Genomic DNA, 13,664 nt, shown 5'->3' with positions numbered 1-13,664 from the left:
GATCCGCTACACTAAACGCCTCTATTTTCTGACCGTCCACATCATGAAATTAACCATCCAAAAACTCACTTCTCTCAGCACACAGGATCTCATCGATCTGGCAAAAGTCTGGCCTGAGCAAACGGAAAGTGACTGGCAAGGTAGCCTGAGTGAACACCACGCGCTGTTCGCCGCTGTATTTAACGAGCGCATTCTTGGCGCGGTGAAAGTCCGGCTGTCCGGTGACCACGGTGGGCTCAGCGATCTGCGGGTTCGCGAAGTGACGCGCCGTCGCGGCGTCGGGCTGTATCTGATGGAAGATTTGCAGGCGCAACTGCCGCAGGTCAAAAGCTGGGGAATGCCGTCCGATGGCGAAGCCGTGACCGCTGCCTTTATGCAGGCTTGCGGTTTTTCCCTGACCGGGGATCTCTGGCAGAAGCCGTAATCCACGCTGAATTTCAGGCATAAAAAAAGCGACCCGAAGGTCGCTTTTTTGTTTCAGAAAACTGTGGTATCAGGCTTCAATCGCCAGGCGCAGTTTCTTCATCGCGTTCTTTTCAAGCTGACGAACACGTTCTGCTGAAACACCGTATTTATCGGCCAGTTCCTGCAGAGTCGATTTGTTGTCGTCATCTAACCAGCGGGCACGGATGATATCCTGGCTGCGTTCGTCCAGACCTTCCATTGCATAGGAAAGCTTGTCGGTTGCATCCTGATCCCAGTTATCTTCTTCGATGGTTTCTGCAAAGTCAGAGCTTTTATCTTGCAGATACAACATCGGTGCCATCGCCGCGCCGTCGCGTGGTTCGTCGTCCGGTGTCGGGTCGAACGTCATGTCCTGTGCGGCCATGCGTGATTCCATTTCCAGCACATCTTTGCTGGTCACACCCAGTTCACGGGCTACGTGCTCGACTTCGTCGTGGCTGAACCAGCCCAGACGCTGTTTGTTTTTACGCAGGTTAAAGAACAGCTTACGCTGTGCTTTCGTCGTCGCGACTTTCACGATGCGCCAGTTACGCAGCACGTATTCGTGAATTTCCGCTTTAATCCAATGCACTGCAAAGGACACCAGACGTACACCGACTTCCGGATTGAAACGGCGAACCGCTTTCATCAGGCCGATGTTACCTTCCTGGATAAGGTCTGCCTGTGGCAAACCGTAGCCTGAATAGTTACGGGCAATATGAGCAACAAAGCGCAGGTGAGACAGGATCAGCTCTTTCGCTGCGTCCAGGTCACCGTCGTAATGCAGCCGCTCAGCCAGTGCCCGTTCTTCCTCTGCGGTAAGCATAGGATAAGTATTGGCTGCCCGAACATAGGCTTCCAGGCTACCTTGGGGAACTAATGCTAAAGTGCGCATTTCGTTAGTCATTCAAAAGCCTCTCATGTATGACGTTGTGCAGGTTTTATACCACGTTGCTGCGGGATGATACCGCTACGCTGTGTGCCATCTGGCGACCACAGAAGCAACGCCGAGCCCTTAATATTCGCTGCTCTTCGACCCCGAATTTTACAAAAAGTTCGCGGCCGGATTCAAGAGTCTGACGACTGTATGTGACAGACTGACTATTGGATAGTGAATTTGTGCCATTGCGGAGAAAGCAGGGAAATGATGTGGCGGAAAGGCCGAAAACAGCTTCCCCCTGAGACACAATGACTGAGCAGCAGGGGGATATTATAGCAAACTATCGCTACTGTGGTGTAAATCGCCGTAAATGTTGCACGGTCGCCAGCCACGCAGCAATCCAGCCAATCATCGCTGAAACGATCAGCAGCAACAGCGCTTCATCCCAGCCCAGACCGTGCAGGTCAAAGGTGGTGCCGAAGACTTGCGCGACTTGTGTCACCACGCTCTCAAGGCGCAGCACCAGCACTTCCGACAGAATCAGCGACATCAATGCCCCGGTGAAACCCAGCATCGCGCCACCGTTGAGGAACGGCCGCAAAATGAAGCCATCGGTCGCACCAATCAGCTTCATGACGTTGATGGTATCGCGACGGCTGAAGATGCTCAGTCGCACACTGTTACCAATTACCAGGAAGACGGCGATCACCATCAGCACGCCAATCATCGCGGCAATTTGCCCCACCAGGCCGGTCAGCGCCGCAAGACGAGCAAACCAGCTGTCGTCCATGCGCACTTCATCCACACCATGAACCGCCGCCACGCGATCGCGCAGGGTGTTCAGCGTGGCGGAGTCCTGGAAATTCATTTTCGGCGTGATGATAGCCACGGCAGGCAGCGGATTCTGTTCGAGCATATCCATTGCACCGCCAAAGCCTGACCAGTTGCGGAATTCGCCCATCGCTTCCTGACGGGAGAGATAATTGACTTTATCCACGCCCGCTTCGGTTTTGAGGGTTTTCACCACATTCTCAGCCGCGTCGTCATCCAGCGCCTTGTCGAGATACACCGTCAGCTGTGGCGTCGGATACCACTGCTCAGCCGCCGTACTGACGTTTTTCCACACCAGATAACACACGCTTGGCAGCGTCAGGGAAATTGCGATCACCATGACCGTCAGCAAAGTTGCCAGCGGCTGGCGAAGCATGTCTGCCAGCGCGTTCATCCACGCGTAACGCCACTGTTCGCGCCAGCCACCCTGCAACGCTTTGCTTTTGGCCGCGCGGGCGCTTTTTGCGGTTTTCGCCGGATTTGGACTGTTTGCCATCAGTATACGCCTCCCGACATGCGTCCCTGACTCAGCGTCAGCGTGCGGTAATTACGGCGGGCAATCAGGCCCACGTCATGCGTTGCCATCAGAACGGTGACGCCAACCCGGTTGAATTCTTCGAATAAACGCAAAATGCCTTCCGACAATTCGCCGTCGAGGTTACCGGTCGGTTCATCCGCCAGCAGCACCGCAGGCTTGTTCACGACGGCGCGGGCAATGCCCACGCGCTGTTGTTCACCACCGGATAACTGGATCGGCAGGTTTTTGGCTTTATCCAGCAACCCGACTTTATCCAGCGCCGCCGAAACACGACGGCGAATATCTTCCGTACTGGCACCGGCGATAATCAGCGGCATCGCCACGTTGTCATACACCGTGCGATCCATCAGCAGATGGTGATCCTGAAAAATCATGCCAATCTGACGGCGCAAAAACGGCACTTCGCTGGATTTCAGGCGGCTGATGTCGTGACCGCCAAACAAAATCTGCCCGGCGCTCGGGCGCTCAATGCCGCAAATCAGCTTCAGCAGGGTACTTTTACCCGCGCCAGAGTGTCCGGTCAGAAATGCCATTTCCGCTTGCTGGATGTGAAAATTGACGCCCTGGAGCGCCTGTCGTCCGCCCAGATAAGCTTTACTGACCTGTTCAAAGCGAATCATCCGTATTAATCCTCTCGGGCAAAAAGTGCCTCAATAAAATCGTCTGCCTTAAACGGCCTTAAATCTTCGATACCTTCGCCGACACCGATATAACGGATCGGGATACTGAACTGATCGGCGATGGCAAATATCACGCCGCCCTTGGCGGTGCCGTCCAGTTTAGTCAACGTAATGCCGGTTAGCCCGACCGCTTCGTTAAACAATTTGGCCTGACTGACCGCATTCTGGCCGGTACTGGCATCGAGCGTCAGCATAACCTCATGCGGTGCGTCTTCGTCGAGTTTCTTCATCACACGGACGATTTTCTTCAGCTCTTCCATCAGGTGCGCTTTGTTCTGCAAACGGCCGGCGGTATCGGCGATCAACACGTCGATGTTGCGGGCCTTCGCCGCCTGAATGGCATCGAAAATCACGGAAGCTGAATCCGCACCGGTATGCTGTGCAATCACCGGGATCTTGTTGCGCTGACCCCAGACTTGTAACTGTTCAACGGCTGCCGCACGGAACGTATCGCCCGCCGCCAGCATCACAGATTTGCCCTGCGCTTCAAACTGACGCGCCATTTTACCGATGGTGGTCGTTTTACCGACGCCATTCACACCCACCATCAGAATGACATACGGGGTTTTTCCGCTGACATCCAGTGGCTGATCCACTTTCGACAGTATTTCGGACATTTCTTCCTTCAGCTTGCCGTAGAGCGCATCGGCGTCTTTCAGTTGCTTGCGGGAAGCATGTTCGGTCAGCGAAGTGATGATTTTACGCGTGGTTTCAACGCCAACGTCGGCGATCAGCAGCTGTTCTTCCAGCTCTTCAAACAGTTCGTCGTCGATTTTTTTACCGCGGAACAACCCGACAAAACCGGAGCCGAGATTCTGTTTGGTTTTAACCAGACTGCGTTTCAGGCGGGCAAAGAAACCTTCTTTGGTAGGACGTTCCTGCTCAGTTTCACCGGCAGGCAGCACAACGATAGGATCGAGCGCAACGGGCAGCGGCTCGTCTTCAACCGGTTCTTCTTCGACAGTTTCTTCTTCAGCAACGTCATCTTCTACCACAACCAGGTTGTCGTCGATGGCGTCGACAGAGTCTTCGCGGGCGTCTTCTGCAATCTCCGCCGCCGACTCAACGAATTCATCTTCAACAATTTGTTCTTCCACGACCACCGGTGCTTCAGCGACGGGTTCTTCAATGACCGGTTCGACGATTATTGCTTCTGCAATAACAGGCTCTTCAGCCACTGGCTGCGCAGCCACCTGTCCGGTGATGTGAACAATTTCTTCGGCCAGTTCAGCCGCTGCCTGTTCGCGAGGTTCTTCAGCAACCGGCGGCTCTACGCGTGCTTCTTCTTTCTGCTGCTCTTCTTCCTGACGGCCGCGACCAAACCAGGAGAAGAAACCGCGTTTTTTATCTTTTGCCATTTTACAACTTCACTCCTCGCCGCTAATGATTGGCGAACGGATTATTAATAGGGTTATGGTCGGGCAGTCTATCACTTTCCCCTTCCGGCAACACGCCCGCGTATTGAATTCCGCTGGTTTTTCAATCGCCCATGTTAAACATTTGCCCATTGCCCGCACACCGGTAGAATAGTCCTCCAAACGATATGCAACGAAGCCCGACGGCTTTGGATTACACAAGCGAACTATGGCAAAGAAACCCAACACTCCAGCCGCAGGCCAGATCCGAATTATTGGCGGTCTCTGGCGCGGACGCAAACTTCCGGTTCCACACAGTCCGGGACTGCGCCCGACCACCGATCGCGTGCGCGAAACGCTGTTTAACTGGCTCGCGCCGGTTTTGCAGGGCGCACATTGTCTGGACTGTTTTGCAGGCAGCGGCGCACTCGGGCTGGAAGCGTTATCGCGCTATGCCGCCAGCGCTACCCTGCTGGAGTTTGAGCGCCCGGTTGCGCAACAGTTAGAGAAAAACCTGGCGCTGCTAAACGCCAAAGGGGCGCAAGTCTTTAACGTCAATACATTGAACTGGCTGGCAAAAGCCGGGAATGCCTTTGACGTGGTTTTCCTCGATCCGCCTTTCCGTAAAGGTATTCTGCAGGACACGCTGAATCTGCTGGAGCAAAATAACTGGCTGGCCGGTGAAGCGTGGATTTATGTCGAAACAGAAGCCGAACACGATACGCTGGACGTGCCCGCCAGCTGGCGTTTGCACCGTGAGAAAGTCGCCGGACAAGTTGCTTATCGCCTTTATCATCGCGATGTGACGCCTGAAACCGGCTCACCAGAACAGGAGCAGTAAGATGTTGATCAATATTGGTCGGTTGTTGATGTTGTGTATTTGGGCGTTTCTGGCATTCAACCTGATTCACCCTTTCCCGAAACCGATCAAATACTTTTTAGACGTGGCGATTGTGTTCATGTTCTTCATGCACGGCTTGCAGGTGATGTTGCTGAAAGCCACGCAGGGCAAGGAAAAGGACACCATTGGCGCCTGGCTGCAAACCCGTATTTTCCTGTTCGGCGTGTTTGAATTGTTAGCCTGGCAGAAAAAACAGCCTCCGCTACCGACCAAAAAGTAATGTCCTGATGTTCATAACGCAGATAAGGATAAACAATGAGTTGGCCATTTCTCGCAGTATTTTTCTCAGGCTGGTTGTTCGTTGACGCCAGCTATCGCGGCCCGCGCTGGCAGCGCTGGGTATTCAAACCCGTCACCTTATTATTGCTGCTTTTACTCGCCTGGCAGGCACCGACGCTTAATGTGTACAGTTATCTGATCCTGCTCGGTCTGGCCGCGACGCTGGTCGCCGACGGTCTCCTGCTGTTGCCGGAAGAGCGGTTTATGTATGCCATCGGGGCGTTTTTCCTTTCGCATCTGCTGTACACGCTCAGCTTTGCCAGCCAGATGACGATTACGTTCTTCTGGCCTTTGCCGCTGGCGCTGCTGATTATCGGCGCGGTATTGCTTGCGGTGATCTGGACACGGCTGGCGGAGCTCCGCTGGGCAGTGACCACTTACATCGCGATGACGCTGCTGATGGTCTGGCTGGCGGGTGAACAGTATTTCGCACGCAGCACCGACATGGCGTTCTCGCTGTTTTGCGGCGCGGCGCTGCTGTTGCTGGGGAATATTTTCTGGCTCACCAGCCGCTATCGCTTCACCTTTCGCGCCTCCGACGCACTGGTCGCCGCGTGTTATTTCGGCGGGCACTTCCTGATTGTCCGTTCGCTGTATTTGTAATCCTCCCTTACGGCAGGTCTGTTTCAGATCTGCCGTTGAGAAAACTCTTGACCTTAGAGTTAAGTCCAACGTTTACACTGTCTGCAATTCCACTCGGTTTTAAACCGGAGACAGTATGAAACCACTTCAAGAAAAAAACGGATGCAGCTGCGGCTGTCAGGCCAAACGCGGCGCGACGCTGCGTATCAATAAAATCAGCGCACCGGTTCAGTCCGGCACACACCCTTCCAGTTGCTGTGATAACCGTGCGACGCTGGCAGTTTCAGCCAGCGCGACCACGGACAGTTGCACCACCGACAGTTGTTGCGCACCAAAATCAGGTGAGCACTCACACACTTCCGGCGACGACAATACAGAAGGCTCGCCGGGGGAAGATGCCCCCGAAGCCGCGCATTCCGCTGACGTGCAGTACAGCTGGAAAGTGGCCGGAATGGACTGCCCCGCCTGTGCCCGTAAAATTGAAAATGCCGTCTCCGGCCTCGACGGCGTCAGCCGCGCCAGAGTTTTATTTGCGACAGAAAAACTGGTCATTGATGCGGGTTATGACATTTCTCAAAATGTTCAGCAGGCCGTCATCGCCGCCGGTTTTACCCTGCAATCTCTCGATAAAAAAACCGCTGCGTCCGAACCTGAAGCGTCCCGTCTGAAAGAAATCCTGCCCCTGATCGCCCTGTCGGTGCTGATGCTGCTGAGCTGGGCGCTCAATCACGTCAGTCCGCAGGCGGGTGAAATCGCGTTTATCGCCACCACGCTGGTCGGGCTGTGGCCGGTGCTGCGTCAGGCCATCCGCCAGACGCGTTCGGGTTCGCCTTTTGCCATTGAAACGCTGATGAGCATTGCGGCGCTCGGTGCGCTGTTCATTGGCGCGACCGCCGAAGCCGCGATGGTGTTGCTGCTGTTTATGGTGGGCGAGCGTCTGGAGTCCTTTGCCGCCAGCCGCGCACGCAGTGGCGTGAAATCGCTGATGGCGCTGATCCCGGATACCGCCGTTCGCGTGGTGAATGACAAAACAGAAACGGTTCCCGTTAGCAGCCTGCGACCAGGCGATATCATTGAAATTGCGGCGGGCGCGCGCCTGCCCGCAGACGCCATTTTGCAAGGCCATGCCAGTTTCGATGAAAGCGCATTAACCGGCGAATCCGTGCCCGTGGAACATCAGCCCGGCGAAAAAGTCCCGGCAGGCAGCCTGTGCGTTGACCGTCTGACGCGTCTCGAAGTGGCCTCAGCACCCGGCAACAGCGCGATTGACCGCATCCTGCAACTGATCGAAGAAGCCGATGAGCGTCGCGCGCCGATCGAGCGTTTCCTTGATACCTTCAGCCGTTATTACACGCCGGTCATCATGCTGCTGTCGCTGCTGGTTATTATCATTCCGCCGCTGGCAATGGGGCTGTCGTGGGAGATCTGGATTTACCGTGGCCTGACGCTGCTGCTGATTGGTTGCCCGTGCGCACTGGTGATTTCGACGCCGGCGGCGATTACCTCCGGTCTGGCAGCGGCAACGCGTCAGGGCGCATTAATCAAAGGTGGTGCAGCGCTGGAACAGTTAGCGCTGATCGAAACCGTCGCGCTGGATAAAACCGGCACGCTGACCGAAGGCAAACCGGAAGTCACGGACGTTTTCGCGCTCAATGATACCAGCGAAAAAGAACTGTTAAGTCTGGCCTCAGCCGTCGAAGACGGGTCGCATCACCCGCTGGCGCAGGCGATTCTGGCTCGCGCAAAAGAAAGCAACCCGCTGCCGATGACGGCGCAGAACCGCCGCGCGCTGGCCGGTTCCGGCGTGGAAGGCGTGGTGTCGGGCAGCAAGGTTCAGGTTCTCGCGCCATTGCGTGTGGCGGAACCGCTACTGACACAAGAGACTCGCGCGCAAATCACGGGCTGGGAATCCACCGGCAAAACAGTTGTTGTGGTTTTAAAAGATGAAACAGCGATCGGGCTCATCGCGATGCAGGATCGTCTGCGCGACGATGCGGTGGATGCGTTGCAGAAACTCAAAGCGCTGGGCGTGTCTGCAGTGATGCTGACCGGTGACAACCCGCGTGCGGCGAAAACCATCGCGGATCGTCTGGGGATTGAGTTCCGCGCGGGTTTGTTGCCTGCGGATAAAGTCTCGGCGGTCACCGCGCTGAATGCGGTTAAACCGGTCGCGATGGTCGGCGACGGCATTAACGATGCACCGGCGATGAAAGCCGCCACAATCGGGATTGCAATGGGAAGTGGCACCGACGTGGCGCTGGAAACCGCCGACGCGGCGCTGACGCACAACCGCCTGAGCGGGCTGGCGCAGATGATCAGTTTGTCACGCGCAACGCGGGCGAATATTCGTCAGAACATCACGATTGCTCTGGGGCTGAAGGCGATATTTCTGGTGACCACCATTATGGGGCTGACCGGTTTGTGGCTGGCGGTGCTGGCCGATTCCGGCGCAACGGCGTTAGTGACCGCCAATGCCTTGCGGCTGTTGCGCAAGAAATCACACTGACCGTCAGGGCTGAGCAATCAGCCCTGTTTTTCCACCAGACCTTTGCACAGCAAATAGCGGTACGGCAGGTTTTCCGTATCAGACGCTAAAAGCCGGTGTTCCATAAAACGGCAGAAACCGGGAATATCGCGGGTCGTTGCCGGATCATCGGCGATGATCAGCAGCGTTTCGCCGTCTTTCATGGTACGCACTGCTTTGCGAACCATCATGACAGGTTCCGGACAACGCAAACCCAGCGCATCAAGCTGATGGTCGGGATTGATAAAGGGGTCGGTCATTTCGTGTCTCAACATCTTCATACGTGAATGCGCGACAGTTTAACCCGCTGGTTTTCTGGTGCAACCAACAAGGCGCATTGCGCTAAAATTAACCATCGAATCTGTTGCGCAAACGGTGCGCAAACAGGTACTATGCGCGCCGCACGTGATAACTCAGTCAGTGCATAAGTAAAAATACGTTTGGGTTCCCTCACCCCAATTTCTTTATAAAAAAAGGTCACATCTATGTACTCTTTTACTGCTCAACAGCGGTTTTCCGCGTTGATATGGCTTTCGCTATTCCACATCGCCATCATTACGTCCAGCAACTATCTGGTTCAGCTGCCTGTCTCCATTTTTGGTTTCCATACCACCTGGGGCGCGTTCACTTTCCCGTTTATTTTCCTGGCCACCGATCTCACGGTTCGAATCTTTGGCGCACCGCTGGCGCGCCGGATTATCCTTTCCGTCATGATCCCGGCGCTGGCCATCTCTTACGTGATTTCCGCGCTGTTCTTTGAAGCACAGTGGCAGGGCGTTGAAGCGCTCAGTAGCCTGAATATCATGGTCGCCCGCATCGCGACCGCCAGTTTTATGGCTTACGTGCTGGGACAAATCCTCGACGTTCACGTCTTCAACCGCCTGCGCCAAAATCGCCGCTGGTGGATTGCGCCGGTCGCCTCGATGTTCCTGGGCAATATCAGCGATACGCTGTCCTTCTTCTTTATCGCTTTCTACAAAAGCACCGATGCCTTTATGGCGGCGAATTGGGTAGAAATCGCGCTGGTAGATTACACTTTCAAGGTGCTGATCTGTCTGGTGTTCTTCCTGCCGATGTACGGCATGCTGCTCAACATGTTGCTCAAACGACTGTCGGCTCAGGGAAATCGCAGTGCTTCTTCGGTCAGCGCGCACTAAGAGTGACGACAGCATCTCAGATGACACAAATCGCGCCATAATCTGACTTGCATTTGTGGCCTGAATAGTTTGCCATAACGGCTGTTAAGTCAACATGTAAGCCTGATAGACAGGCCACTTAAGGAAGCCCGATGCGTAATATCGCGAAAATGATGGGAATGGCAGTACTGATCGCCGGTCTGGCTGCGTGTGATGGTAAATCAACGGACGCGCCAGCCGCAGGTAAAGGCGCACCGTCCGCTGCCGCAGCGGCGACCACGCCAGTCAGCCTGCTGGAGGGCAAAGTTACCTTCTCCCTGCCGCAGGGAATGAGCGACCAGAGCGGTAAGCTGGGCACTCAGGCAAACAATATGCACGTCTACGCAGACAGCACCGGCCAGAAAGCGGTGATTGTGATTCTGGGTGATAACACCGCTGAATCGCTGGACGTTCTGGCGGCTCGTTTACAGGATCAGCAAAAAGCGCGCGATACCAATCTGCAAGTCGTCACCAATAAATCCATTCAGGTGAACGGCCAGACATTGCAGCAGTACGACAGCGTGATCACCTCTGCCGGTCAGAAAGCGTATTCTTCTATCGTGCTGGGCAAAGTCGACAACCACCTGCTGACGCTGCAAATCACGCTGCCAGCCGATAATCAGCAACAGGCGCAGACCGATGCCGAAGCGATTATTAATACGCTGAAAATTCAGTAAACGCTGAGTTCCGCACAAATAAAACGGGCAAGGTTTTCACCCTGCCCGTTTTTTTATGCGTATTTTCTGGCCGGCGGTCAGATATCTTCAGATAAATACATTTTGCGCAGGTAATGCGGCACGGCGTCATCGGCGTTGGAACCGATGATTTCCGCATCGGGCATAGCGGCTTTCAGACGCGGCAGAGAGCCGGTCATCAGGCAGCCTTTTCCGGCCATGCTCAGCATTTCCAAATCATTCAGACCGTCGCCAAACGCTATGCAATCTTTCAGCGTATACCCCATCAGCTTGGACACGTATTCCAGTGCATGACCTTTCGATACACCGCCCGCCATCACTTCCAGACACACCGGCAGTGAGAAACTGACGTTCACACGGTCGCCCCAACGCGCGTTGATGGCTTCTTCGAGTGGCAGCAGTTTTTCGTGATCTTCGCAGGTGAAATAGACTTTGCAGATGCCGTCAGTTTCCAGCAAACCCGGTTCATACAGTTTGTATTTGAAAACGGATTCACGGAAAAAATCATCCTGATCGGCTCGGTCACGGTTCATGTACCAGTCGTCGTTACGGTACACGTTGGTCAGAATATCCGGATTGTTGTGCATGATGCCAAACAGGTCTCTGGCAATATCTTCATCCAGGTTGTGAGCGAAAATCAGCTCGCCGTCGGTGTTATGCACACGCGCACCGTTCGAGGTGATCATGTATGCACTGATTTCCAGATTGTCGCGCATCTGTGCGACATCGATATGGTGACGTCCGGTCGCGAACACGAAATTCACATCACGCTGGGTCAGCAATTTCAGCGTCTCTTTCGCGAACGGGCTCAGGGTATGGTCAGGTGATAGCAGTGTGCCATCTAAATCGGAAGCAACAACAGGATACATAGCGTTAGGTTCTAACCTCTGATGGAGTTGTGCGCGGCGAACCGCGAGTTAATGCTGTCGCGCAAAAAAGCGCATGATGGCGTCCAGCGCCTGTGCCCGCAGGTCGTCCCGCTCGAACAGGATCTCATGGCGCGCGCCTTCGATGACCCGCGGTTTTTCCCCTTCGCAAGGGTGCCCCGCAGCGGCCATGGCCTGACAAAATGCGAGGTGCGACCGGTTGTCTACCACACGGTCTTCGCTCGCCTGCAATAAAAGAACAGGAGTCGTGATTTTTTTGGCTTCCTGGAGGATATGCATACCCGCTTCAATGCCTTCACGCATCCAGTGATAGGTTGGCCCGCCGACCTGGAGCTCCGGGTAATCCGCGTAAAAACGCAGATTGCGGCGATATCGCTCACGGCTGTGCGTCAACTGATTCACCACAAACGGCAGCGGACGCCAGTGGCCGGTGCCCAGCGCATAACCGTCACGGCGAACCGGGCGATTTTCCGCCCAGTTGAGGATCCGGCGGGAAAGCCAGCCCGGCATCATCAAATAAATACCGGTCATTGGCGCTAATAACGCCGCCGCATCAAAGCGCTCAGGGTACTTCGCCATAAACAACGCCAGAATGGCGCCGCCCATGGAATGGGCCAGCGCAAACTTTTTCACGTACTGACGGGGCGCCACTTCAAGCTGATAAAATGTTTCGAAATCGTCGACATAGTCGTCGAAATGCTGAACATGCCCGCAGTGCGGGTCTTCAAGCATCCGTCCCGAACGCCCCTGACCACGGTGATCGATGATCATGACATCGTAACCGCAGTGAAATAAGTCGTAAGCCACTTCGGGGTATTTTACGTAACTTTCAATACGTCCCGGTGACACCACGATGACTTTATCGTGGGAGGGCGAGCAGAAGCGGACGTAGCGGATCGGGACATCATCCACGCCGTTAAACTCACCTTCTTCACGTTGCCGCCAGAAATCGAGCAGAGGCCCGGTCGCAAAGGCGGAGAACTCTTTCTCACGTGTTAACCACTTCGCAATATCTACAGGCATTCAATAATCCAAAGTCGCATGGCAGGGGGAAGAAAGTGTTATTTGTGAGATATAGCGCAATTATAGACAATGGCGTATTGTGCCATAAAACAACACAACACGTATTCAGGGAGTCTCACAATGACCTTGGACTGGTGGTTAACCTACCTGCTCACCACCTCTATTTTAAGTTTATCTCCGGGCTCCGGGGCCATTAACACCATGAGTACCGGCATCAGCCACGGTTACCGGGGGCGGTGGCGTCGATTGCCGGTTTACAGCTGGGTCTGACTATCCACATCGTGCTGGTCGGTATCGGGTTGGGCGCACTGATTTCGCAATCGCTGATGGCTTTTGAAATTCTGAAATGGCTGGGCGCCGCGTACTTAATCTGGCTGGGCATCTGTCAGTGGCGTTCTGCCGGAGCCATTGACCTGAATGCGCTGGCCAGCAGCATGCCCCGCCGCCGTTTGTTCAAACGCGCCATTCTGGTGAATCTGACCAATCCCAAAAGCATTGTGTTTCTGGCCGCGCTATTCCCGCAGTTTATCATTCCGCATCAGCCGCAGGCTGCACAATACGTGGTATTGGGCGTCACCACCGTGGTCGTCGATATCATTGTGATGATCGGTTACGCCACGCTGGCCACGAGAATCGCCGGTTGGGTAAAAGCACCGAAACAAATGCAACTGCTGAACCGCATTTTTGGTTCGCTGTTTATGCTGGTTGGCGTATTGCTGGCGAGTGCGCGAAAAGTGTAAGTCGGAGAGCGGGAGGCGTTCTGTTATCCCGCTAATAATCCCCTCATTCATTTAACTTATTATGAACTGGCAGTTCATCACGTTGAATTAAATAAAGTTATAACCTCAAAAACCTCATTTCTGTATTTAT

General features: G+C 54.6%; 14 protein-coding genes and 1 pseudogene. 8 read left to right on the top strand and 7 right to left on the bottom strand.

Annotated elements, in window-relative coordinates; all coding sequences use genetic code 11:
* Window positions 1-43: 43 nt before the first annotated feature.
* On the top strand, window positions 44-424 hold the full coding sequence (panM, locus tag ACM5QY_RS05545; RefSeq protein ID WP_416119597.1) for an aspartate 1-decarboxylase autocleavage activator PanM: 381 nt from the start codon (window positions 44-46) through the stop codon (window positions 422-424).
* 69 nt (window positions 425-493) lie between these two features.
* Here the strand turns inward: panM and rpoH are convergent, their stop codons facing one another.
* From rpoH to ftsY, 4 genes are all read right to left on the bottom strand, one after another.
* The gene (rpoH, locus tag ACM5QY_RS05540) at window positions 494-1,351 is read right to left on the bottom strand and encodes an RNA polymerase sigma factor RpoH (protein WP_101079417.1); all 858 of its coding nucleotides are present in this window, start codon (window positions 1,349-1,351) and stop codon (window positions 494-496) included.
* A 319-nt stretch (window positions 1,352-1,670) separates the two neighbouring features.
* Entirely contained in the window at window positions 1,671-2,651 is a 981-nt protein-coding gene (ftsX, locus tag ACM5QY_RS05535) for a permease-like cell division protein FtsX (protein ID WP_416119595.1), read from the bottom strand.
* Window positions 2,651-3,313, bottom strand: coding sequence for a cell division ATP-binding protein FtsE (gene ftsE, locus ACM5QY_RS05530; RefSeq protein ID WP_112165570.1), 663 nt, complete (start codon window positions 3,311-3,313; stop codon window positions 2,651-2,653). The genes ftsX and ftsE overlap by 1 nt, the downstream gene beginning before the upstream one ends.
* A gap of 5 nt (window positions 3,314-3,318) precedes the next feature.
* A complete protein-coding gene (gene ftsY / locus ACM5QY_RS05525) occupies window positions 3,319-4,731 on the bottom strand; it encodes a signal recognition particle-docking protein FtsY (protein ID WP_416119594.1) in 1,413 nt (470 codons plus the stop codon).
* A 226-nt stretch (window positions 4,732-4,957) separates the two neighbouring features.
* Here ftsY and rsmD point away from each other — a divergent pair, with 226 nt between their 5' ends.
* The 4 genes from rsmD (at window position 4,958) to ACM5QY_RS05505 (ending at window position 8,996) form a co-directional block, all read left to right on the top strand.
* Window positions 4,958-5,569 (top strand): 16S rRNA (guanine(966)-N(2))-methyltransferase, encoded by a 612-nt coding sequence (gene rsmD, locus ACM5QY_RS05520; protein WP_416119592.1) that lies wholly within the window; start codon window positions 4,958-4,960, stop codon window positions 5,567-5,569.
* A 1-nt stretch (window position 5,570) separates the two neighbouring features.
* A complete protein-coding gene (locus ACM5QY_RS05515; RefSeq protein WP_416119590.1) occupies window positions 5,571-5,849 on the top strand; it encodes a DUF1145 family protein in 279 nt (92 codons plus the stop codon).
* Window positions 5,850-5,884: 35 nt separating this feature from the next.
* Window positions 5,885-6,511: a lysoplasmalogenase gene (locus ACM5QY_RS05510; RefSeq protein WP_416119588.1), complete on the top strand. Its 627-nt coding sequence runs from the start codon at window positions 5,885-5,887 to the stop codon at window positions 6,509-6,511.
* Between the two features lie 115 nt (window positions 6,512-6,626).
* Window positions 6,627-8,996, top strand: coding sequence for a zinc/cadmium/mercury/lead-transporting ATPase (locus ACM5QY_RS05505; RefSeq protein WP_416119587.1), 2,370 nt, complete (start codon window positions 6,627-6,629; stop codon window positions 8,994-8,996).
* Between the two features lie 17 nt (window positions 8,997-9,013).
* Here the strand turns inward: ACM5QY_RS05505 and tusA are convergent, their stop codons facing one another.
* The gene (tusA, locus tag ACM5QY_RS05500) at window positions 9,014-9,274 is read right to left on the bottom strand and encodes a sulfurtransferase TusA (RefSeq protein WP_104924837.1); all 261 of its coding nucleotides are present in this window, start codon (window positions 9,272-9,274) and stop codon (window positions 9,014-9,016) included.
* Between the two features lie 225 nt (window positions 9,275-9,499).
* Here tusA and ACM5QY_RS05495 point away from each other — a divergent pair, with 225 nt between their 5' ends.
* Entirely contained in the window at window positions 9,500-10,171 is a 672-nt protein-coding gene (locus ACM5QY_RS05495; RefSeq protein ID WP_416119585.1) for a 7-cyano-7-deazaguanine/7-aminomethyl-7-deazaguanine transporter, read from the top strand.
* Between the two features lie 131 nt (window positions 10,172-10,302).
* On the top strand, window positions 10,303-10,866 hold the full coding sequence (locus ACM5QY_RS05490) for a DcrB family lipoprotein (protein ID WP_416119583.1): 564 nt from the start codon (window positions 10,303-10,305) through the stop codon (window positions 10,864-10,866).
* A 77-nt stretch (window positions 10,867-10,943) separates the two neighbouring features.
* Here the strand turns inward: ACM5QY_RS05490 and yigL are convergent, their stop codons facing one another.
* Both yigL and pldB read right to left on the bottom strand, forming a co-directional pair.
* Window positions 10,944-11,753, bottom strand: a complete 810-nt coding sequence (gene yigL, locus ACM5QY_RS05485; RefSeq protein ID WP_416119581.1) for a sugar/pyridoxal phosphate phosphatase YigL — start codon at window positions 11,751-11,753, stop codon at window positions 10,944-10,946.
* 48 nt (window positions 11,754-11,801) lie between these two features.
* Window positions 11,802-12,794, bottom strand: coding sequence for a lysophospholipase L2 (gene pldB / locus ACM5QY_RS05480; protein ID WP_416119579.1), 993 nt, complete (start codon window positions 12,792-12,794; stop codon window positions 11,802-11,804).
* A gap of 120 nt (window positions 12,795-12,914) precedes the next feature.
* Between pldB and rhtB the strand changes: the two are divergent.
* Window positions 12,915-13,534, top strand: a pseudogene (rhtB, locus tag ACM5QY_RS05475) (homoserine/homoserine lactone efflux protein).
* Window positions 13,535-13,664 lie beyond the last annotated feature (130 nt).

This window comes from Rahnella sp. PCH160 (assembly GCF_047784855.1).
In the GTDB taxonomy this organism is placed as follows: domain Bacteria; phylum Pseudomonadota; class Gammaproteobacteria; order Enterobacterales; family Enterobacteriaceae; genus Rahnella.
The sequence above is the reverse complement of the archived record's forward strand: the minus strand, read 5'-3'. Positions and strand labels throughout refer to the sequence as shown.